Here is a 20,318-nt window from a genome sequence, read left to right on the forward strand (position 1 = left end):
CTAAAAGCCGACTTTTTTGATCCGTTCCACCGCTTCTGCCAAGCGTTCCTTCGTGGTACACACCGTCATGCGGATGTATCCCTCGCCGGGTGCGCCGAACCCGTTGCCTGGGGTCGTGACAATCCCGGCCTTCTCCAGGAGATGAGCGGTGAACGACGCCGAGGTGTAGCCCTTCGGCACGGTGACCCAGATGTAAAATGCTGCAGGCGGCGGATCGACTTCCAGCCCGAGCTGTTTCAGTCCGGGGACCAGGGTATCGCGGCGCTCTTGGTAGATCTTACGCAGTTCGTCGGTGACCGAGTCCTCCAGGCCGAGCGCGGTAATGCCGGCTGCCTGGATCGCCTCGAAGACGCCCGAATCGAGCTGGCTCTTGACCTTCCCCAGTCCGGCTAAGACGTCTTTATTCCCGACCGCAAACCCGAGGCGCCAGCCGGTCATGTTGTAGGTTTTCGAGAGGGAGTGGAACTCGACGCCGACGTCTTTCGCGCCATCGATCTCGAGGAAGCTCGCGGGCCGCTTCCCGTCGTAGTAAATTTCAGAGTAGGCCGCATCATGGCACACAATGATGTGGTTTTCCTGAGCAAAATCCACTACGCGCTTGAAGTAGTCTTTGCTCATGATGACCGACGTGGGGTTATTCGGAGAGTTCAGCCACATCAGTTTGGCTTTCCTCGCCACATCGTTGGGGATCGCGTTGAGATCAGGGAGGAAACCATTGGCTTTCGTGAGCGGCATGATGTGCGAAACCCCGCCGCAGAAGCTGGTGCCGACCGGGTACACCGGATATCCGGGACTTGGCACGAGGACAATATCACCCGGATCCACGAAGGCGAGATGGACGTGCCCGATGCCCTCTTTTGATCCGATCAGGGTGAGGACCTCGTTTGCCGGGTCGAGTGTGACGTTGAACCGCCGTCGATACCAGTCGGCGACGGCCTTGCGAAACGACAGCATGCCTTCATAGGAGGGATATTGGTGGTGTTTCGGGTTCTTCGCGGCCTGAGCCAGGCTCTCGATGATCGGGGTCGGCGTCGGCAGGTCAGGATCCCCGATGCCAAGGTTGATGATATCGACTCCGCGCGCAAGTGCCTCTTGTTTCATTTTGTCGATGGCGGCGAACAGGTAGGGAGGCAAGGTCTTGATGCGGGTTGCGACTTCAATCGGGAAACCGGCCATGCGAGAGCACTCCTTTTGTTGACCTGAGCATGCATGCTCAGCTGTGTACGATGCGTGAGCGGCAGGGCGCCGTCATCTGGACTGGGTCTCGGCAACGGGCTAGGGTACCGCAGGATTGCTTCAGCAATCAACGGAGTGGCCGTGGAAACCTTCTCCTGAACATCGCGTCTGTGTGAGGGGGGGGCTGGTGCGGAGAGGTGTGGGTTCGCCGGCTGGTTTGTCTGGGTTCCGCGAAAGGTTAGGCAAATTCAGGAAGCTATGGTCGCATATTTTTCACATGGATGTGACCAACTTATGGCCGGTGCTTGGCGTGGTGTTGCTCGCACTCGGAACCGCCGAGGCTTCTCCCGCCCCTTCGTCCTCGCCAGGCCAGCCTGGCCCCTCGCTATTCGTCTCTCGACGGTCTTCGCGGTTATCTGGCGCTGGCCGTATTTCTCAGCCATGCCTCCATCTGGTATTTCTATTTGCGATCGGGCACCTGGGAGGTTCCACCCGCCAATGTCTACACGCAGTTTGGGCAAGGCAGTGTCACCCTATTTTTCATGATCACGGGGTTTCTGTTTTGGTCCAAGGTGCTTGATGGGTGCCAGCAGCCGATTGACTGGTCGCGGTTGTATCTGTCCCGTCTGTTTCGACTGGGACCTCTCTATCTGCTCACGGTCACATGCGTGATCCTGGTATCGGTTTGCCGTGCCGGTTTTGAATGGAAGGAATCGTCCTCCATCGTACTCGGGCAGGTAGCCACCTGGCTGATGTTCACCATCCCCGGGATAGCGCCGGTCAATGGGTTTGCTGAAACGGTCCCTCTGGCTGGAGCGGTGTGGTCGTTGCCCTAAGAATGGTTGTTCTATGCCTGTCTCCCTCTCGGTGCACTCTGTGTGCGGGCATCGACTCCGCTGATCTGGGTGTTGTTCAGTATGGCGGCGGTGATGACGCTGGCTGTGGTGATGCCCGAGGTGCGGACACCGATGTTGTATGCATTCGCGGGAGGGATTGCCGCGGCATGTCTGGCACGTATTGCTGCCGTCCGGAGAACCCTCAGCCAAGGTGTCTGGGGAGGAATCGCGGTCGCGTGTCTGGCGACGATTCTGTTCTGCTTTCCGACGGCCTACACCCTGTCGGCCATCCTGCTCCTGACAGGTGCGTTTCTGATCATTGCCTGTGGGAATTCCCTCTATGGCCTGCTTGAATGGCCGGCATCTGTCGTATTGGGAGAGATGGCCTACAGTCTCTACCTGCTGCACGTCTTGGTCCTGTTTGTCACCTATCGGGTGGTGTGTGCCGAATGGGCCGCAATGGTTTCCCCGGTCGAACATTGGGCGATTGCTCTGTGCGTGGTGCCTGTCTTGATCCTCCTGTGTTTCACCACGTTTCGTCTGATTGAAAAGGCAGCCATGGATGCCGTGCCATGCGTGGCTGCTGGCCCGCTTCTCCTAAGCGTTCTATCGACCCAGGGCGTTGAGCAGCCTGTGAGACCTACTCATAGGGGGAGACGGTTGACAGCGGCGCAACCTCTCATTAGAGTCCGGTACAGATGTGTGACAAGCTGGTTCGGCGAGCGCAACTGGAGAAGTGTATGACAATGGTGCCCTCGTACCAATCAGGCCCGTTGTCCCTGTCGTGCCGAGACACCGTGTCTGGTTATTCCCGGAACATGAGGCTGTGAAACCACTCCCCCCGTGCCCCTCCAGTCCCAATTGCGTATCCACGCAGGCGACGGATCACGCGCATGGGATTGCTCCGTACCGGTTTCAGAAGAATCTCGATGCGGCGAAAACTATGTTGAAGGCCATCGTGGCCGGGTTGCCTCGCACCAAACTCGTCGAGGAAACGGAGGTTTCGCTTCGGTATGAATTCACCAGCGCTCTCTTGCGATTCGTCGATGATGTGGAATTCGTGTTTGATGAAGACCACAGGACCATCCACTTCCGGTCGGCTTCCAGGACTGGCTATAGCGATCTCGGAGTGAATCGTCGGCGCATGGAGGACATCCGTGCGTTGAGTGAGGGCAAACTCTAGCAGGCTGGCGAAGACTTGGGGATGTGTTCTTACTGGTGGTCGGCGAGGTGGCCTCCGACACTCGGGACGTTCCGCATGATTTCCGGTTGATTTGATCCTCCTGAGCGGTCAATATACACTTCGGTCCTTGCAGTAGGATCATAGCCGAGCCAATCGGCACCACGCGCACCGCGAGACCTTGTTATGACCAAACACGCATTGGGCCTCATGACGCTGTTCCTACTCGTACTGTCGAACGCTTGTGTGTCTGTGCAGGTCGACCCTCTGACTCGCAACACCTTCGAGCCCAGGCAGGGAGCGGACGCTGTGGCAACGTTACAACGGGAACCCAATCACGGTCATGTGCAGATTGCTCGCATTGTCGCAACCAGCGAGTATGCCAGCGAGGACACGTTGCGGGATCGGATTCTGGAGCAGGCCAAGGAGTTGGGTGCCGATGCCGTTGTGCTCGGGGAGGCGGATGTCCGTCGTCTCTCTGATCGGGGACCAGTCTTCCAGTCCACGATGGGCAATGCTGTATCAGGTGCGACGTCGAGCAGTTCCTACCGTAGTGGGTACGGGTATTGGAATCCATTCCGGATGGACGCATGGAGTTTTGCTCAGGGTGCCGGTGGCGGGCAGGGGTGGATGCTGCACATGTCGGGTTTGGCGATTCGATACGTCTCACAAGAAGAGTTAAAGGCTCTCCAAAAATCTCCTCCCTCCTTGCCCTAGCAGAGTTTGGTACGGCCTGAATCGGGCCATGACATTCTCTCAGATTTCTTTTGTCTGCCCTTTGGATCCGGTGGATCCGGCCTTGATGTCGCTGGTTTGGAGTGGGCTCGGCATGTTCAGGGGGATCGTTCTTCTATTTGTTTTTGGGGGATGGTGCTCCTTATTTCTCATTACTAACTAGCTGGTATGCGACGACATGTTCAGCTTCCGTTGCCGGTTTTAAGGACCGCCTTGATCCGATAATGAACTTGACCATACGTCAGAAGTTTGACATAAAAGTATTCATTCTGTTCGAGTTAGGAATAAATTCGCGATGTGCAATTGTCCAGTTACTGTTTCCCGAGCAGCCAGGTTCTGGCTCGCTTCCCAAGATCGTGTGAATCCGACCGAAATGCCCATTCTGTCATGTCTGTCTTGAGGATCGATCAGGCTCAGCCAGCAGCATTGCCGCACGTACGTATTCAGCCTGCCAAGGGTTTGTTGGAGCTGGATCTTGCCGGCCTCTGGGCCTATCGGGAACTCATTCACATCCTCGTCTGGCGCGATGTGATGGTGCGCTATAAGCAGACGGTTCTGGGCGTGGCATGGGCCATGTTCCAGCCGGTGGCTACGATGTTGATTTTTACCGTCGTCTTCAGCGTGATGGGGAAGATTCCTTCTGACGGTTTCCCTTACCCGGTGTTCCTTTACGCAGGCCTGTTGCCCTGGTTTTATATTTCTCAGGCCTTGAGCCGAGGCGGGACCAGTTTGGTGGGGGAAGCGCCGCTCATCAGCAAAGTGTATTTCCCGCGTCTGATTCTTCCCCTCTCGGCGACCATCGCGCCGCTGGTGGATTTGGCGCTCGCCTTTATCGCATTCCTGGGGCTGATGGCTTGGTTTGGGGTGGTCCCGAGTTGGCGCATTCTCTTGCTGCCACTATTTGCCGGTCTGGGGGCCACAATGGCCTTTGCCGCCGGACTATGGGTGTCGGCTCTCTATGTGCGGTATCGGGATGTCGGGCATATCCTGCCGATGTTCATTCAGCTGTGGATGTTTGTCTCTCCCATTCTCTATCCCGTCAGCAAAGTTCCGGAATCCTGGCGGACGATCTATGCGCTGAATCCGGTCGTGAGCGTGGTTGAGGGGTTTCGATGGGCGCTGATTCCAGGATTTGAGGTGGACTTCTCGATGTTCCTTCCGAGCCTGATCATCGTCGCGGCTGCCCTTGTCGGTGGGTTGATCTATTTTCGTTCCATGGAACGCACCTTTGCGGATGTGATTTGAATGGGTAGTGTTGCGATTCGAGCAGAGGGGTTGTCGAAGCATTACCGGCTGGGTGCCGGCGTGCAGCACAATACCCTCCGCGATCAGGTGATGCATCGCCTTAGATCACTGGTTCAGTGGGGAAGCGACCAATCCGAGAATGACCCCTCATTCTGGGCGCTGAAGGATATCTCCTTCGACGTTCAACACGGTGAGGTGCTCGGCATCATCGGGCATAACGGTGCCGGGAAGAGTACCTTGCTGAAGATTCTCTCCAGAATTACGCAGCCGACCAAAGGGACAGCCGACATTTACGGACGCGTGAGCTCCTTGCTCGAAGTCGGAACGGGGTTTCATTCCGAACTGACGGGGCGGGAGAACATTTTTCTGAATGCGGCAATGTTGGGAATGCAGCGGGACGAGGTGCGGAGAAAGTTCGATGAGATCGTGGCGTTTTCGGGCGTGGAAGATTTTATCGATACGCCGGTCAAGCGGTATTCAAGCGGCATGTATGTGCGGCTGGCCTTTGCAGTGGCGGCGCATCTCGAGCCGGAGATCCTGATCGTGGACGAGGTGTTAGCAGTCGGCGACGCCAGTTTTCAGCAAAAGTGCCTTGGGAAGATGGAGGAAGTCAGCCGCAGCGGGCGCACCGTCCTCATCGTCAGCCACAACATGACGATCATCGAGGGGCTCTGTGAGCGGGCGATTCTTTTGGAGAAGGGGCGGGTTGCGAGGATCGGGAAGACGCATACGGTGGTGGAAGGGTATGCGGATGCCATTCGCAGTCAGGCCAGTATGGCTATCGGGGCGCGGGAGGATCGAGTTGGTCTCGGGGAGGTTCTGCTCACCGGAATTGAATTGCTGGATGGGCAGCGGCAATCGGTCGCCGCGTTGATTACAGGCCGGGATGCCATCATCCGGATGCATTATCGCTGCGCGGCACAGAAAGAATTCCGAAATTGCCGCGTGAGTGTTTCCGTCAATGGTCGAAAGGGGCAGGACCTGTTTGTGTTGTCGACCGACATCGTGGACCCGTCACCTCTGACCTTGTCGGGGACCGGCTACGTGGACTTCATTGTGCCGGAGCTGCCACTGACCGGCGGGGCGTATTTTCTCCAGTCCTATATCGAATCCAACGGGCATGCACAGGATTGGATTAAGAACGTCGCACCGTTCCCTGTATTGGACGCCGACTACTACGGAACGGGCAATCTGTGCCCACCCGGGTGGGAAGGCAACGGCGTCTTGATCGATTATCGCTGGGAGTCCAGCGAGGGCCGCGGCGCTTCCGCAGCATCTGTACGCGCCAGAAACCGATAAGCTCTGCCGACCGTTCTGTTTCTGCTGAGAAGCCTTCGCGTATTTCGTCACTTCACCTGTCGATAAATCACTAATTGCTCTGCAACCGTTCAAGAGTGCGCTACGATTTGCCTATCACTCCCGACGGCGATCGACTGAGGCGTACGCATGGGTTCTGTGCTCGAGGACGGACAGCAGGCACAGCTTGAACTGGCCGGATTGAAGCGCACGCTGAAGTGGACGAATATTCAACGTGAGCAGTTGTTGGATCGTCTCGATCTGCTTCGTCTCGACAACCAGCGGTTACAGGAGCGAGTGGAGGACCTGGAACGGCAGCTGGCAGAGGCCAGGCAACAACAGGCCCTGTTCTAGCGCCGATTCGGTAGCTCCCCTTTTGCGCCCCCTCATTTCCTGTCTCTCATTCACCTCTGCAGCGTGATACAGTCATCTGATGTGGCAGGCGCTGCCCTGCCGGTGAATCGCTCTCGTACGAGTATGACCCATTCAATTACCACTGCCGATGACCTCCGCTGGTTGTTGACGCACACGCAAGGATTTCGTGGCGGGCAGATCACGGACGTTCATGTGGCCAAGCGTCGGATGTTCGATGAGGAGTCTGGTCGGGAGGTCACGGTTGGCAGTACCGTGACGGTGTTGGTGCGGTATACCGTGCAGGGGGCCTTACGGGTAGCAAAACTTTCTATGCAGGCCGTGTCCGATGTGTCTCTGTTTGAACAGGATGGGGGGGACTGGGCGCTGTTAGGCGTAATCCAGGTGGAACTCAAGGAAGGGAAGCTGCGGTTCTGGTTTGATCCGCAGGGGAACCTCTATGTCGTGTGTGAGGAAGCCCTGTTTGAGGAAGTTTCGCTGCCGCATCCAGGCGGGGAACGCGATACGGCGATCGAGCAATGGGTATTTCAAGCCGATTCCGGCGAAGCCCCAACGATCACCTGGCTGCTCAAGGAACTGGATCAGGTCGGGATGCCTTGTATCTGGAAAGCGGGCGCACGCCGGAAGCGCCTTCAGCGCGAGATATGTTGGGAAGGTGAGTTGGTAGCCGCCGGTTCGCGAGGCGTGGGGCAGGCAGCTTCGCTGGATGTACAAACCTATGGGCCGATTGACGGGGCCGGATTTGGCGTTCGGTTGCAGTCCCACAGAATCGCAGGCCGGTCCGGTCGCCGTTTGTTGGCGATGGTCGCCTATGTGGTCACGAGTGCCTATGTGGGAACATGTCTTGAAGGACAATCGTTGCTTCCGCCGGATGAGCGGCCGAGACGGCAATCGAAGCGGAGAACGCGCCGAGAGGTTCAGTGAAGTGAGGGATAGAGCTGGCCCTTAGCTGACGTGGCCGTGTTTCCCGTTTCCATTCCCATTCCCATTCACGCCCCCCTTCCGGTTGACACATTCCACTAGGTGCCAGAATTTCATCGGATTGACTTTCTCTTTTCTGGTCACGTGAAGGTCGGTGCCTTCCAGCACGGTATTCAAAGAAAGGTCGGTGCGGAAGCCGATGTGCTTGCAGAGGGGAGAGATGACTTTTTCCACGGCCGCAACCAACTTATTCCCATTACTGAAGTGATTCAGCATGATGATGCGGCCACCGGGTTTGCAGACCCGAATCATTTCATTCACAACTTTGCGGTAGTCTGGGACCGCAGTCACGACATAGGCCGCCATGACCGTGTCGAAGGTATCGTCGGCGAATTCCATTTTCCCGGCGTCCATCAGCATGAGTCGCACATGATCCAGATGATAGTGTGACTGACGCTGTCTGGCTTTGGCCAGCATGCCGGAGGAGAGGTCGATACCGGTGATGTTGCAGTTCTTCGGGTAGTATTCGAGGGCGATCCCCGTGCCAACGCCGACTTCGAGAATGTTTTCTTCCGGCCGGATTCTCAGGTTGCGCACACAGGCTTCGCGCGACTCGTGGAAAATTTTCCCGAAAATCTGATCGTAGACGCCGGAATAACTGGTGTACACTCGCTCGACTTTGGCGATATCCATCGTCCCTCCGCACACTCACACCCATCAGGCCGCACACTCCACAGTGCAGGAGCGACGGAAGTGAGAGGTGTGGCCTGGAAAAATCTATGAAGGCGGGGCTGCAACCCGGATGACTCGTCCTCACCCGCCGGACAAGAACGGGCTTAATGTAGCCAAAGCGATCCTGGGGAGTCAACAGGTTCCTGAGGTTTTTCAACGTGTGCGCAGATGGTTCGGGCTTGATTCTCCGAGAAGCCCTGTGGGAAGTTTCGCGTATGATTTTAGCCGGCGCGTTCGCCATAGTGTTGTTCATCGGCCTGATCGTCGGTGACTGGATGTACTATACCTGCCTCTCATCCGATGCCTGCCGGTATGGGTATGGCATCGGGCGAATGCAGGATCGGTTCAATGCACTCACCCTGCCGAAGCTCTTGCGCGCGTTCGACCAGAACGGATTTTTGAGCTTGCCGCATGGAGTGGCCCGGGTCTTTCCCGAAGTGAATCGAATGGTCATCAGGCCCACGCATCGCCTGTTCTCCATGCGCTTCCGTACGGCGTGGCCATTGAAAGGCTGCATCGAATTGGTGTCCGAGGGGGAGGGGCTTCGGTTGGTCTGTACCAAGCGGGTGCCGTGGTCCTCGTCGATCCTCACGTTTCTCTGGTTCAGCCTTGTGGGGTTCGGCACTCTGGGCTTCGTGATGACCTATCTAATTCAGGGCGGGCTCGACTCGCTGGGGAGCATCCTGCTGGGTATCGGTGTGACGGGGGTTGGGCTCATCGTGGTGGCATTTGGCTTGTTGACGGTCACAGTGGCCTATCGCATCGAGAATACGCGCTTGATGCTCGTGTATGGGGAGCTGAAGGCGATTGCCGTCGAACATGAACGGGCCGCGTAGCCTGCAGTAGCTGCTAGGGGGCAAGGGACTGCGCGCGTAGGCGTTGCTCTCGTCAATCGGATTACGAGGGGCGACGGTAGAGGTTGAGCAGGTGGTTGAACTCCTCAGGAAGGTCCAAGGAGGTTTCCGATTGGGCTAGGCCGGCAATGATGCCGCGATGCTTCAGATTCAGGCCCGATTCGACAAACGCCACTCGAAAATGAGTCCATCGTTGTGCGGTGTCCGAGGTCAATCGGTTCAGCTCCTCGGGCGGCAACGCTTTGAGCGTCTTGGTCAGGGTTCCCAGGGCCTTTTCGACGCTGTCATAGGGGGCGGCCAGTTTGAGACGACTGTAAAACAGGGCGAGGTGTCCACGGAATTCTTCCCGAAGCGACTCAATGGTCCCCGATCCTAGTTGGCGCCCCGTTTCCTCACCCATGTCGCTTCTCCTTGTCTCAGGTCACGACTCGGGAGCTTACGGGAGGAGCGCGCCGTTGCGCAATGCGTTTTGTAGAGGGAGTCATTTTTTCTCACGGAGGTGGTTCATGAAGTATCGATCCTTGTTGGTCCTCGTCGGAGTCCTTGTCGTCGGGTTGACCGGCTGTTCCCACCATCACGGGAGCTACGAGCATGGAAAAGGAGACTACTACTGGAGTAAAGCGTCTCAGGATGTCAGCGGCCTGATTGATAAGCACGTGAAAAATCCGGAGACGGTCAAGCAGGTCAATGTGGTGATGGGGGAGATGATCACGGAGATCAAGTCGGCCCGTGAGCATCACCGCCAATCTCATCGTGCACTCTACGAGTTGAATGCCAACTATTCTGCCTCGCCGGAGGAATTCACCAAAATCCTCGACGAACTCAACAATGACCGGATGCGCTCGGCTGCGAAAATTCTCGGACTCCGGTTCAAGATGAAGTCGTTGTTGACGGCTGAGGAATGGACGGCTTTGTCCGAGGAGCTGAAGCGGTACGGCAGCCGCTATTATGGGAAGGGCTCGGAGGCCACGTCCGCTCACTAAGAATCCGGTATCACTCAGGTGAGCCTGTCGGCACCGGGGCGATGATTGAGAAACAGCAGGTGCGTCGCGGTCTCGGTCAGTTCGAGGCCGCTCACCCCCGCGTGATCGATGCGTGCATGGCGCAGGGCACGCAGGTCGAGTCGGAGGTAATGGGCGAGCAGTGCCCGAATGACGTCGCCATGTGACACCACGGCGTAGGTTGCCTCTTGCGTCGGGGGCAGCGCCTGCTCGATGGCGGCTACCGCCCGCTCCTGAACTTCCCGCAGCGTTTCACCGCCGGATGGTCTGGCCCGGTCCGGGTGGGTATACCAGTCTCGCTTAGCCGGATCCTCAGCGAAGTCCTTCCAATAGCGATTGATCCAATCGCCGACTCCGATTTCACGCAACCCGGCCAGGTGCCGTGGGCGAGTTGCATGAGCCAGGGCGAGGATGTCGGCCGTTTGCGCGGCGCGAAGCACAGGACTAGTGAAGATCTCCGTGATCGGTGTCAGCGCCAACAGCTCGGCGCAGGCACGAGCCTGCTGTTCCCCGTTGGCGTTGAGGGGAATCGGTTGATCGCCCATCACCTGCCCGGATCGATTCCAGTCGGTTTCTCCATGGCGAATGAGCAGCAGCCTTGGCATAGGTAATCCTGTTGGATGTTAGGCCTTGGGCGGTGTTTGGGTGGGACTGGTCAGGGGAATCGGTGCCCAGTTCTGCCCACCATCGGTGGATCGGTAGAGTCCGCTGCCGTTGGTGCCGAGATAGAGCACCTCGGGGTTGCTCGGGCTGATACTGATAGTGCGGATGTTCAGTGTCGTCAGCCCTTGATTCTTCGGCTGCCAGGTTTTCCCTCCGTCGACCGTCTTGCGAATGCCGTCAGGCCCCCCGATGTAGAGGATGTTCGGGTCGGTCGGATGCAGGGCCAGCGCACTGACAAACTGATTCGACAGCCCCTGTCCAATTTCCGTCCAATGCTCCGCCTGATCAGTGGACCGAAAGAGTCCTTTCGTCGTAGCGGCGTAAACGATCTCGGACTGTCGTGGATCGACGGCCAGCATATTTACCCCGAGCGCCATGGCCGCGTTCAGCACCTCCTCCGGAATGAGCCCCTGATTCTTCTTCTGCCAGAAGCTGCCGCCGTCTTCGCTGCGATAGGTTCCACCGGTCGTCCCCGCGTACAGAACGCGGGGATGTTGGTGGTCCATGGTGATGCACGTGACGATGTGGACCTCCTTCATGCCCGCCATGCGTTCTTCCCATTCCCGCCCTCCATTCTTGGAGATGAAGGCCCCGACAGTGGTTGCGAGATAGATCAGTTCGGTGTTGTCCGGATGGAAGATGATTTCATTGATGAAGGACACATGCTCTTTGAGTCCGACATTGTGCGGAAGCCAGTGTTGCCCACCGTCAGGGCTCTTGTAGATGGCGTCGCCCATGGTGCCGGCATACACCGTGGCGGGAAGTTTCGGGTCGATCGCGAGGGTCGTGACGCGCCGGGCGGTGAACGCGGGGAACTGCTCCCATGTCGCGCCGCCGTCACGCGTCTTGTGCACGGCATCGTTCGTGGCCACGTAGACGATGTTGGGGTTGGACGGATGGAGCGCAATCGACACCACGGCCGATTCACGTGAGCCGCAGGCCAACAGGAAGAGACCGACGAGGCAGACGGATCGCCGGAGGAGGGTTGTCAGTCGAGTTCGTAAGGACATCACAGTGGCCGCAGACCTAACCATAGCGTTGCGACCGAGTCAAGGAGAGACAGAGACGCATGGTGCAGGACGCTCACAATTTCTGACGAAACCGTTCGGCATACCCGGTCATTTCGACATAGCCGTTGCCGGTGACAGGGGCTCCTCGTGCTTGACCGGTCGCGGACACCGCCCCTTCCCAATAGGTCACCTGTGTGCTGTGCGCGGTGTCCAATTCCTGATCGGCGAGTTGTGAGACCACATCCAAGTGTAATCCGATCGACGGCGCTGTGAGCCGCCAGCGTTGGGGGTACCGAGCCCCTGATCGTTGACTGGTCCAATGTGCGAGGGGCTCCACCGTCAGGTCTTGGAACGTCAGTGGGCGAGATTGACCGTCAGCCAGGATGAGGGTGCCGCCGGATGCCGGGTCTGGTGATCCGTCGGCATGCCGGAGGGAATACCACATCAACTCGGTTGAATCGTTCAACTGCAGGCTGAACCAGTCCCACCCTACGATGTTGTCTGCCAGGTCGGCCGAGCCGAACTCATGATCCATCCAGCCGAGGCCGGTGACCGCAAAGGTGTCAGCCCCCAGGCGAATATGGCCGTCGGTGGTGAGGCGGGTCAGTGAGTAGTAGTGTGAGGCCTGTCCGGTGGCTGGGCCTTTGCGGCTCACCCCGTTCTGCCCATGCACGACCGGAGGTTTGGCGGGAGTCAGCGACAGATCGATCGCGAAGGCATCGGTCGCGGCCGCCAGCTTCTGCCGTAGAGGAGGATCCTCCGTGCTCGAAAGGGACCAGCGGTCGATCCATACGTGCAGTCTGTCCGTCTCTGCTCCGGCCTTGCCGAGTCCCGCGCGACTCAGTTTGTCCGCATAGAGAAAGCGTCCGTTCTCTAGGTCGGTTAGTGCCACATGCGCCAGATACAGTTGTTGGATAGACCATTGAGAGGGCCGGGTTCGGACCTGTTCAGGGGGAATACCTCGGCGGAAAAATGTCAGTTGGAACCCGAAGCGGCGGCCGGCCGAACTGGTGAGCTGGCCGGTGTAATACCACCATTCGGTGCGAAAGCGTTCGTGTGCGGCATGGTCCTGGGGAAATTGATACTGGTACCCCGGCGCGGCGATGTCGAAGGAATCCGAGGCGCCGTCCATTGCGATTGATGCCGGGGTAAAGGCTGTCCAGCTTGCCGGTAGGAGCACCAGGGTGATGTAGGCGAGGGAGAATTTCGTCATGGTCGGCTTACCGGTTGGAGCCGGTGTCGGTGAAGGTGTGGCTTGCGTGTCGGCACGGTCTTTTTTGATGGACAGATGATGAAACGCCAGTATTCATGATGGTTTTCTGATGCTTGCGACCGTGAAGCAGGGCGGCGGCAGCGTTGACAACATGGAAAAGCATCAGCTATCGTGAGCCATGTTTCTTGAGCCTGAACGTGAGCCTTCGAGTCGGGAGTTGGCGGGAAAAGCACAGCCCTTTCCCGTTCCGGAACGCATTCCCCTCTTTCCGCTTCCCAACGTGGTCTTCTTCCCGAAAACCTATCTCCCCTTACATGTCTTCGAACCACGGTACCGCCAAATGGTAGCGGATGCAGCGGCGGGAGGGCAATGTATCGGGATGGCCCTATTGAAGGAAGGGTGGGAGGAACAGTACGAGGGCAATCCCCCGATCTTTTCTGTCGGCTGCGTCGGGCGGTTGGCAAGTGTGCAGGCTCTGGCCGATGGTCGATCGAATATTCTCTTGCAGGGACTTGAGCGTTACGAAATCCAGGAAGAGTTTTTTGATAAAAGTTATCGCGAAGCCCGTATTACCTTAAAGCCGCGCAGTGGAGTTGTTGCGCTCGAGCCGGCGTTGCGCCGGTATCTGATGGATGTGCTTGAGGAATATCTCAATGCGGATGAGGAGGCCTCGCCGTTGCACAGCTTGATCCGCCCCGATGTGGGCGACGAAGTCTTCGTGAACTCGTTGTCGACCTACCTGGACTGCACGCCGCTTGAAAAACAGTTTCTGTTGGAGGCGGAACATGTGGCTCAGCAGGCCCGTCGTCTCAGTGATCTGATCCAATTCAAATTGGCGGAACGGCGGGGCGCCGGAGGCTGGGGCTGATGTCGCGGCCGGTTGCCATAGACGTGTCACATCTCGGGAAGACCTACGACAAGGTCCGGGCCGTCGAGGACCTGTCGTTTCAGGTCTATACCGGGGAAATTTTCGGCCTGCTCGGCCCGAACGGCGCCGGCAAGAGTACCACCCTTCGCATTCTGATCACCCTGCTCAATCCGACCTCCGGCTCGGCCCGCATTTTCGGGTTAGATTCAGTCACGGATGCCGATCGCGTGCGACAAACCATCGGGTATGTTCCGCAGGAGCGGGCCATCGATCGGTTTCTCACCGGACGGGAGCATCTGGAGTTACTGGCCGACCTCTACCACTTGTCTCCCGAGGTCGCGGCGACACGCATTCCCCAACTGCTGAAATTGGTTGAACTGGAACAACAGGCCGACCGACCCGCCAAGACCTATTCCGGCGGGATGAAGCGAAAGCTGGACATCGCCTGTGGATTGTTGCCCGATCCCAAGGTTCTGTTCCTGGACGAGCCGACATTGGGGTTGGATGTGCAAAGCCGGTTACGCATTTGGGACCACGTGCGAGCGATGCGTGAACGAGGTATCACGGTGGTCATGACCACCAACTATCTGGATGAGGCCGATCAGTTGTGCGATCGGATCGCGATCATTGACGGGGGGAGGATTAAGGCTCTTGGGGCCCCCACCGAATTAAAGGTCGGCCTGGGCGGTGACCTGGTATCCCTGACCGTGCGGGAGCACGAGCGAGTGGAACAATTGGCGGCGGCCGTGAAGAATCTTCCGGCCATTCGGGCGGTCACGACGACGGCCACCGGGCTGGACATTCGGGTCGATTCTCCGGAGAAGGCCTTGCCCGCAATTCTTGAAGCCGCGAACCGTCTGACCTGTCAGCTGGAGTTCATCGATTATCATCGGCCGCGGCTGGATGACGTGTTTATCGCGCACACCGGACGGTCCATCAAAGACGACCAGCCGAAAACGGAAGACGCATAAGCGCCCGCAAGGAGCGGTCAGAATAGGGTATGAACGAATATTCACAAGAGATCCGGGCGTTGACGATGCGGTGGGTCCGGCGGCTGAGCCGGGAAAAGTTCAGCATGCTGTTCACCCTCGTCCAGCCCATGTTGTTCTGGCTCATTTTCTTCGGCAATTTGTTCCAACGAGCCGCCGACCTCCAAGTGACGCAATCCTCGAGCTATATCAGCTTCCTCACCGCTGGTGTCGTCGTCATGACGGTGCTCAACAACGGGTTAGCCGGTGGAGTCGATTTACTGTTCGATAAAGAAAATGGATTTCTCGAACGGTTGATGTCCACGCCCATTCATCGCACCTCGGTGATTCTGAGCCGCTTCATCTTCGTGACGACCATCACCTCGTTGCAGGTGTTGGTGATCCTCGGGGTCGCCTGGTTGTTCGGGGTCCAGCCGGTCACCGGCTTGCTTGGGGTGGCGGCGATTTTGCTGATCGGCATGATGTTCGGAGTCGGCTTAACGGCCATTTCCATGGCGATGGCGTTTTCCGTGAAAAGCCACGGCGATTTCTTTTCGGTGCTTGGGTTTCTCTCCCTGCCGATGATTTTCTTGAGCTCGGCGTTGGTGCCCCTGACGGCTATGCCGGGGTGGATGGGTTTTCTGGCCCAATTTAATCCCATGACCTGGGCTATCGATGCCGTGCGGCCCTTGATCCTCCAGGGGTGGGCCGAGGCCTTGCCCCATGTCGGAATGGTCATCGGCGTGATGGTGCTGTTCGACGCCCTGTGCCTGTATGGTGGTGCGCGTGCCTTCCGACGGGCGATCGGGTAGATGCTCGGCACTGTGGTGGCTCCATGTTCGTGAACGAAAGTCAAATCCGCGCATTGATCCGGCTCCTCGGTGACGAGGATGAACGCATCGTGAAGACGATCAGCGGAAAGCTGATCGATTACGGTGACTCCGCTGTGCCGCTCCTGCAGGAAGCGGAGATCGAGCAGCCGGAGATGGCCGACCGGATCGTCACTGTGTTGGAGGAGATCCGCGGCACGAAGCTGGAGGAAGACTTCCGAGATCTCATTGCCCTCCCGGACGAGCAGGTAGATCTCGAACGAGGCGCCTTTCTCCTCGCGAGGTATGCCTACCCTTCGCTGGATGTGCAGGCCTACCAGCGGCAGCTGGATCACATGGCGCAGGATGTCCGGGAGCAGATCGGCTCGCGGGTGTCGGGTGAGGAGACCGTCAAGGCGCTCAACCGGTACCTGTTCACCGAGGCCGGGTTCAAAGGGAACACCAAGAACTATTACGAGGTCGAGAACAGTTATCTGAACTGTGTCATCGACCGGCGAACGGGCATTCCCATCAGTCTATCGACCGTCTACTTGCTGATCGGTCGACGGTTGCAACTCCCTGTCCATGGCATCGGGATGCCTGGCCACTTCCTCGTCAAGTTCGATTCAGATCGGTACAAAATCTTCATCGACTGTTTTAACGGGGGCGCGCTCCTGACGGAGAAAAATTGTGCCCGGTTTTTGACCGAAGCCGGCTATGGATTTGAAGACCGGTTCCTGCAGAAGAGTCCTACCAGGGCCATCCTTGCCCGGATGATTAAGAATCTACTGGCGATTTACAGTAAGCTCGACGAGCCACTGAAGAAATATCGCCTGCCGCGATTCATTGAGATCCTCGGTTGCGAACAGCGCGAAGAAGGGCTCTAGGCTGCCTAGCCTGTGACGAGCAGCAGATCCTTCGCCATTCGAACTCGCCCGGAGAAGTAGCTCGCGGCCTGTGCACGGACATCGTACTGCTCGGCAATTGGATAAAAATGCGACAACACCAGTCGGTCGATGCCGGCTTCCTGGGCCACTCGTCCGCATTCCCCGGCGTGGAGATGTCCGGCACCCGGTTCGTTTTCGGGAAATGAGCAGTCCAGAATAGCGATATCGGCATCGCGACAGAGCTTCACCAGGCTGTCACAGTAGAGCGAGTCGCCGGAATAGGCCACGACGTGATCCTGGTACTCAATCCGGTAGCCGACACAATGAAGCCGCGGTGCGTGCTTGACCGTGGCTGGCCTGATACGAGTGTCGCCGAGCCGAAAACTCCGGTCGGAGACTTCTCGAATCGTCACGCGGAACGGCGGGCGATCGAAGCTGGGGAATGTCGTCATCATCGCCCGCATCAGGGTTGCGGTTCCCCGGGGCCCGATGAGGGTCAGCGGTGGTCGCTGTCCGCCCTGATATTTGCAGTAGATGACGGCATCGAAAAAGAAGGGAATGAAGTCGGCAAAATGGTCCGCGTGGAAATGAGAAAAGAGAATGTGGGTGATCCGGTGGCGATCGACGCCGCTCTTGATCAGATTGGTCAGTGTGCGTGGTCCGAAGTCCAGGAGAAAGGTGTGATCGGTTTGCACGAGGTATCCGGCTGCGGCGCGGGTGGGGTGGACGTTGGTGCCGGAGCCCAAGACCGTGACGCGGATCATGTGCCGGGCGTCCCGTGCAGGCTCCGCTGCAGCCGAAGGAGGAGCGTGCGCAACTGATCGGCTTCGGCGGATGTCAGGGCACGCTGAAAGAAGGGACGAAGGAACGCGATGTGTGAGGCGAAGGTTTTCTGAAAGAGCCGGTCCCCCTTGGCGGTGAGACATATCCTGGTGCTGCGGCGATCGTCGGCCACCGGCGTGCGTCGAATCAATCCCTTGGCCTCCAGGCGGTCGAGCACGCCGGTCAGCGTTCCTTTCGTGACGAGGGTGGCAGTAGAGAGTTCTGCACAGGTCAGGCCCTTGGTGTCCCCCAGCGTGGCGATGACATCGAATTGCGAAGGGGTGAGCCGGAGCGCGCGCACATGGCGGTTATCCAGTCGTGAAAACGCGAGATACGTCTCCACCAGCGGACGGAGCACTTTGAGATGTGGATCATCTTTTAAATCGGGGAGGTCCATCGCGGGCGAAGCCTAGTCATCCGGGAGGGGCACTGTCAAGAGTCGTCGGCCTGCGCCGCGTTGACGCCACTGGGACCAGCCCCCTATCATGTCGCCTGCCATGGCTCGTCACACACAATCCGGTCAGGCCAATGTGACCACCATCTTCATCCTGCTGGGCATGGTGGTGTCCGGCGTCTGGATCTGGAAACGTCTATCCCCGGACGCGCAAGACCTCATTCTCGATCAGGCCCTGCCGCTGGCGGCCGCGATGACGATTGTGTGTGTCGTCGTTTGGGTGCTGGTCGGCAAGCTTCGCGGGCGGCGTCAGCAGAAGCGCGATCGCACAAGGCTGATCACCTTGTTCGAGAAACAGACCGTGGCAGAGAAGCGCCTCAAGGTGGCGTTCGCCCTGATCGAAGTCAACGAGTATCGCCGCGAAGGGCTTGAGGAGATTGCGCCGCAACTGCAGGAGGTCTTTCTCACCACGCTCACGCGTGCCCTGGGCGATAAGCAGCATCACGTGCGTGGCATGGCGGCCAGTCACGTGGGCGTGATCGGAGATGACACGGTCGTGCCGTATCTGTTGGCGGCATTGGAAGACGATCATGCCTACGTGCGGTCCAGCGCCGCCTTGGGGCTCGGGCGGTTACGCGCCGCTGCTGCCAAAGAGAAGTTGGCGTATGTCAGCAAGGAAGATTGGGATCAAACGGTGCGGAGCCGCGCGCGTGAGGCGCTGGAGCGCATTCGCTGAAGGATAGTAATTGGCTCGCGTGTCGGAAGGCGATGGATTAGGCCGCCCACTCGAGCAGCAGGATTTCGGGCGTGCAATTCATCCGCATCGGGATGACCGACCAGCCAAGTCCACGATTCACGTACAGGCGATGGCCATGTTTCTCGTACATGCCACTGGTGCGCCCATGGCAACCTGGCGGCAACCAGAACGTGGGGACGTACGGAATCCGCCATTGTCCGGCGTGGCTGTGTCCGCACAGAGTGAGGTCGGCCTGGTGTTGCGGGGTGAGCTGATCGAGAATATTCGGCGCGTGCGCGAGGACCAGGGTGAACCGTCCTGGTCGCTGTGACGGAATGCAGCGGAGATCTGCCCGGTGGAGTGACGGGTCATCGAGCCCGACGATGGCCAGTTCGCCGACTTCCATCGGGAGAAACGTGACTTGGTTGAGCAGCAACGTCACCTTGCGGCGATCAAAGTGTTCGGCGAACTCATCCAAGCGAATGCCGCTGTAGTGATCATGGTTGCCGAGGGTGACGAAGACCGGCGCCAGTCTCCGCAGTTCGGTCAAAAAACGAAGCAGATGCGGCAAACCGCCGCGGACGTTGACGAGATCGCCGGTAATGAAGATCCAATCGGGCTTCAGCTCGGCCACGGTGCGGACCAGGGCGCGATGCCGGGGGCGGTAGCGGTCCAGGTGCAAGTCGCTCAAATGGACGGCGCGTCGACCGGCTAGTGGGGGATGGATCAGAGCGAGCCGGGTGACCTCCGGTGTCGAGAGACCGATCTCCAGACCGGGCATGAGATTGAAGAGATGGTGGCAGGGGCGGCTCAGCCAGTGGCCGATCCAGACGCGTGCCAGCTCCTGCCATCGCATCAGAGACGAGATCATTCCATCACTCGGTTCAGGTGTGCTTTGTCTGCGGTGGTGACACGATACCCTTGGTCGTACAGTTTGCCCATGCCGGTCATGAGCGCTTCCATTCCTCGGGTTTCGTGCAGGGAATCGAATTGGGATGTGAGCGATCGCAGATGGACATCCGGTCCCAGCGATGGTTCGGCGGCCAGATTGAGGGCCGCAAGGATGTCGTGCAACTCTCGTGCGCTATAGCTAGAATTGTCGTCCCCGTCCCCGACGAGGGCAAATTCGTAAAACGTCAGCGTGAGTGAGAGAAACGCCTGGGTACGTTGGAAATCGGTGCGGACGGCATCGATGCCCCCGGGATATTTGGTGCGGCAGCCGGCGGCATCGTCCCCTTGTGATTCGGCGATGGCCTGAGGCCAACGTCCATTCCAGGCAATGTGCTGCACGGCGGGCGGGGCCGGTTTGTGCCGCAGCTGGTGGTAGAACCAGGTCATGCATTGGCTGGCCACGGCGAAGGCCTGTTTGTCGGTATCCGCCTGGCGTTTGATATGCTGCGTCAGTTGGGCGAAGACGTCGATGCCGTTCATTCTGGTTGCGGCCTGGGCGGAAGGTGCCAGGGCCGCCGCGATCGCGCAGCAGAGGAGCGAGGCGGCTGCGTACCGCTGGAACAACCTCCTGCAGCAGGATGTGATAGACATGCCGGAAATCGGCGTCGAAGCGAACATGCGGTGAGTATAACACGGGTGGTCCTGTCGC

26 protein-coding genes are annotated in these 20,318 nt (G+C 58.5%); 16 read left to right on the forward strand and 10 right to left on the reverse strand.

Going from position 1 to position 20,318, the window contains the following annotated elements:
• Positions 1 to 1,161 (reverse strand): LL-diaminopimelate aminotransferase, encoded by a 1,161-nt coding sequence (locus tag JNL86_00330; protein ID MBL8041347.1) that lies wholly within the window; start codon positions 1,159 to 1,161, stop codon positions 1 to 3.
• 320 nt (positions 1,162 to 1,481) lie between these two features.
• Between JNL86_00330 and JNL86_00335 the strand changes: the two genes are divergently transcribed.
• The 8 genes from JNL86_00335 to JNL86_00370 all read left to right on the forward strand — a co-directional run bounded on the left by JNL86_00335 (position 1,482) and on the right by JNL86_00370 (position 7,764).
• A complete protein-coding gene (locus JNL86_00335) occupies positions 1,482 to 2,012 on the forward strand; it encodes an acyltransferase (GenBank protein ID MBL8041348.1) in 531 nt (176 codons plus the stop codon).
• A gap of 42 nt (positions 2,013 to 2,054) precedes the next feature.
• Entirely contained in the window at positions 2,055 to 2,756 is a 702-nt protein-coding gene (locus JNL86_00340) for a hypothetical protein (GenBank protein MBL8041349.1), read from the forward strand.
• Between the two features lie 82 nt (positions 2,757 to 2,838).
• On the forward strand, positions 2,839 to 3,195 hold the full coding sequence (locus JNL86_00345) for a DUF1499 domain-containing protein (protein ID MBL8041350.1): 357 nt from the start codon (positions 2,839 to 2,841) through the stop codon (positions 3,193 to 3,195).
• Positions 3,196 to 3,501: 306 nt separating this feature from the next.
• Positions 3,502 to 3,909 (forward strand): hypothetical protein, encoded by a 408-nt coding sequence (locus JNL86_00350; GenBank protein MBL8041351.1) that lies wholly within the window; start codon positions 3,502 to 3,504, stop codon positions 3,907 to 3,909.
• 405 nt (positions 3,910 to 4,314) lie between these two features.
• On the forward strand, positions 4,315 to 5,172 hold the full coding sequence (locus JNL86_00355) for an ABC transporter permease (protein MBL8041352.1): 858 nt from the start codon (positions 4,315 to 4,317) through the stop codon (positions 5,170 to 5,172).
• Positions 5,173 to 6,471 carry an ABC transporter ATP-binding protein gene (locus JNL86_00360; protein MBL8041353.1) on the forward strand — a complete coding sequence of 433 codons (1,299 nt, stop codon included), beginning with the start codon at positions 5,173 to 5,175 and terminating at the stop codon, positions 6,469 to 6,471. It begins immediately after the preceding gene.
• A gap of 147 nt (positions 6,472 to 6,618) precedes the next feature.
• Complete coding sequence (locus JNL86_00365; GenBank protein ID MBL8041354.1) at positions 6,619 to 6,822, forward strand: hypothetical protein; 204 nt, start codon at positions 6,619 to 6,621, stop codon at positions 6,820 to 6,822.
• A 123-nt stretch (positions 6,823 to 6,945) separates the two neighbouring features.
• Positions 6,946 to 7,764: a hypothetical protein gene (locus tag JNL86_00370; GenBank protein MBL8041355.1), complete on the forward strand. Its 819-nt coding sequence runs from the start codon at positions 6,946 to 6,948 to the stop codon at positions 7,762 to 7,764.
• 21 nt (positions 7,765 to 7,785) lie between these two features.
• On the opposite strand, the gene JNL86_00375 is transcribed toward JNL86_00370, so the two are convergent.
• On the reverse strand, positions 7,786 to 8,454 hold the full coding sequence (locus tag JNL86_00375) for a methyltransferase domain-containing protein (protein MBL8041356.1): 669 nt from the start codon (positions 8,452 to 8,454) through the stop codon (positions 7,786 to 7,788).
• 254 nt (positions 8,455 to 8,708) lie between these two features.
• On the opposite strand from JNL86_00375, the gene JNL86_00380 reads away from it, so the two are divergent.
• Complete coding sequence (locus JNL86_00380) at positions 8,709 to 9,329, forward strand: hypothetical protein (protein ID MBL8041357.1); 621 nt, start codon at positions 8,709 to 8,711, stop codon at positions 9,327 to 9,329.
• A 61-nt stretch (positions 9,330 to 9,390) separates the two neighbouring features.
• Here JNL86_00380 and JNL86_00385 read toward each other — a convergent pair whose 3' ends face one another.
• A complete protein-coding gene (locus tag JNL86_00385; GenBank protein MBL8041358.1) occupies positions 9,391 to 9,747 on the reverse strand; it encodes a hypothetical protein in 357 nt (118 codons plus the stop codon).
• Positions 9,748 to 9,853: 106 nt separating this feature from the next.
• Between JNL86_00385 and JNL86_00390 the strand changes: the two genes are divergently transcribed.
• On the forward strand, positions 9,854 to 10,330 hold the full coding sequence (locus JNL86_00390; protein ID MBL8041359.1) for a hypothetical protein: 477 nt from the start codon (positions 9,854 to 9,856) through the stop codon (positions 10,328 to 10,330).
• 14 nt (positions 10,331 to 10,344) lie between these two features.
• Here JNL86_00390 and JNL86_00395 read toward each other — a convergent pair whose 3' ends face one another.
• The 3 genes from JNL86_00395 to JNL86_00405 form a co-directional block, all read right to left on the reverse strand.
• Complete coding sequence (locus tag JNL86_00395) at positions 10,345 to 10,953, reverse strand: histidine phosphatase family protein (protein MBL8041360.1); 609 nt, start codon at positions 10,951 to 10,953, stop codon at positions 10,345 to 10,347.
• An 18-nt stretch (positions 10,954 to 10,971) separates the two neighbouring features.
• On the reverse strand, positions 10,972 to 12,024 hold the full coding sequence (locus JNL86_00400; GenBank protein ID MBL8041361.1) for a hypothetical protein: 1,053 nt from the start codon (positions 12,022 to 12,024) through the stop codon (positions 10,972 to 10,974).
• 70 nt (positions 12,025 to 12,094) lie between these two features.
• Positions 12,095 to 13,234 (reverse strand): carotenoid 1,2-hydratase, encoded by a 1,140-nt coding sequence (locus JNL86_00405; GenBank protein ID MBL8041362.1) that lies wholly within the window; start codon positions 13,232 to 13,234, stop codon positions 12,095 to 12,097.
• Between the two features lie 178 nt (positions 13,235 to 13,412).
• Between JNL86_00405 and JNL86_00410 the strand changes: the two genes are divergently transcribed.
• From JNL86_00410 to JNL86_00425, 4 genes are read left to right on the forward strand one after another with little or no spacing between them, the layout of a single operon-like run.
• Positions 13,413 to 14,102, forward strand: coding sequence for an LON peptidase substrate-binding domain-containing protein (locus JNL86_00410; GenBank protein ID MBL8041363.1), 690 nt, complete (start codon positions 13,413 to 13,415; stop codon positions 14,100 to 14,102).
• A complete protein-coding gene (locus tag JNL86_00415) occupies positions 14,102 to 15,073 on the forward strand; it encodes an ATP-binding cassette domain-containing protein (GenBank protein MBL8041364.1) in 972 nt (323 codons plus the stop codon). The genes JNL86_00410 and JNL86_00415 overlap by 1 nt, the downstream gene beginning before the upstream one ends.
• A gap of 29 nt (positions 15,074 to 15,102) precedes the next feature.
• Positions 15,103 to 15,882 (forward strand): ABC transporter permease, encoded by a 780-nt coding sequence (locus JNL86_00420; GenBank protein ID MBL8041365.1) that lies wholly within the window; start codon positions 15,103 to 15,105, stop codon positions 15,880 to 15,882.
• 23 nt (positions 15,883 to 15,905) lie between these two features.
• Positions 15,906 to 16,766: a transglutaminase family protein gene (locus JNL86_00425; GenBank protein MBL8041366.1), complete on the forward strand. Its 861-nt coding sequence runs from the start codon at positions 15,906 to 15,908 to the stop codon at positions 16,764 to 16,766.
• 5 nt (positions 16,767 to 16,771) lie between these two features.
• Here the strand turns inward: JNL86_00425 and JNL86_00430 are convergent, their stop codons facing one another.
• Both JNL86_00430 and JNL86_00435 read right to left on the reverse strand, forming a co-directional pair.
• Positions 16,772 to 17,530 carry a ribonuclease Z gene (locus tag JNL86_00430; GenBank protein MBL8041367.1) on the reverse strand — a complete coding sequence of 253 codons (759 nt, stop codon included), beginning with the start codon at positions 17,528 to 17,530 and terminating at the stop codon, positions 16,772 to 16,774.
• The gene (locus JNL86_00435) at positions 17,527 to 17,985 is read right to left on the reverse strand and encodes a MarR family transcriptional regulator (GenBank protein ID MBL8041368.1); all 459 of its coding nucleotides are present in this window, start codon (positions 17,983 to 17,985) and stop codon (positions 17,527 to 17,529) included. Before JNL86_00435 ends, JNL86_00430 begins: the two co-directional genes overlap by 4 nt.
• A 100-nt stretch (positions 17,986 to 18,085) precedes the next feature.
• Here JNL86_00435 and JNL86_00440 point away from each other — a divergent pair, with 100 nt between their 5' ends.
• Complete coding sequence (locus JNL86_00440; GenBank protein MBL8041369.1) at positions 18,086 to 18,718, forward strand: HEAT repeat domain-containing protein; 633 nt, start codon at positions 18,086 to 18,088, stop codon at positions 18,716 to 18,718.
• A gap of 37 nt (positions 18,719 to 18,755) precedes the next feature.
• On the opposite strand, the gene JNL86_00445 is transcribed toward JNL86_00440, so the two are convergent.
• Both JNL86_00445 and JNL86_00450 read right to left on the reverse strand, forming a co-directional pair.
• Entirely contained in the window at positions 18,756 to 19,589 is an 834-nt protein-coding gene (locus JNL86_00445; protein MBL8041370.1) for a metallophosphoesterase, read from the reverse strand.
• The gene (locus JNL86_00450; protein MBL8041371.1) at positions 19,586 to 20,149 is read right to left on the reverse strand and encodes a hypothetical protein; all 564 of its coding nucleotides are present in this window, start codon (positions 20,147 to 20,149) and stop codon (positions 19,586 to 19,588) included. Before JNL86_00450 ends, JNL86_00445 begins: the two co-directional genes overlap by 4 nt.
• Here JNL86_00450 and JNL86_00455 point away from each other — a divergent pair.
• Positions 20,139 to 20,294, forward strand: a complete 156-nt coding sequence (locus JNL86_00455) for a hypothetical protein (GenBank protein MBL8041372.1) — start codon at positions 20,139 to 20,141, stop codon at positions 20,292 to 20,294. The genes JNL86_00450 and JNL86_00455 overlap by 11 nt on opposite strands.
• Positions 20,295 to 20,318: the final 24 nt, after the last annotated feature.

Origin of the sequence: Nitrospira sp., from assembly GCA_016788885.1 — a bacterium.
In the GTDB taxonomy this organism is placed as follows: Bacteria; Nitrospirota; Nitrospiria; order Nitrospirales; family Nitrospiraceae; genus Nitrospira_A.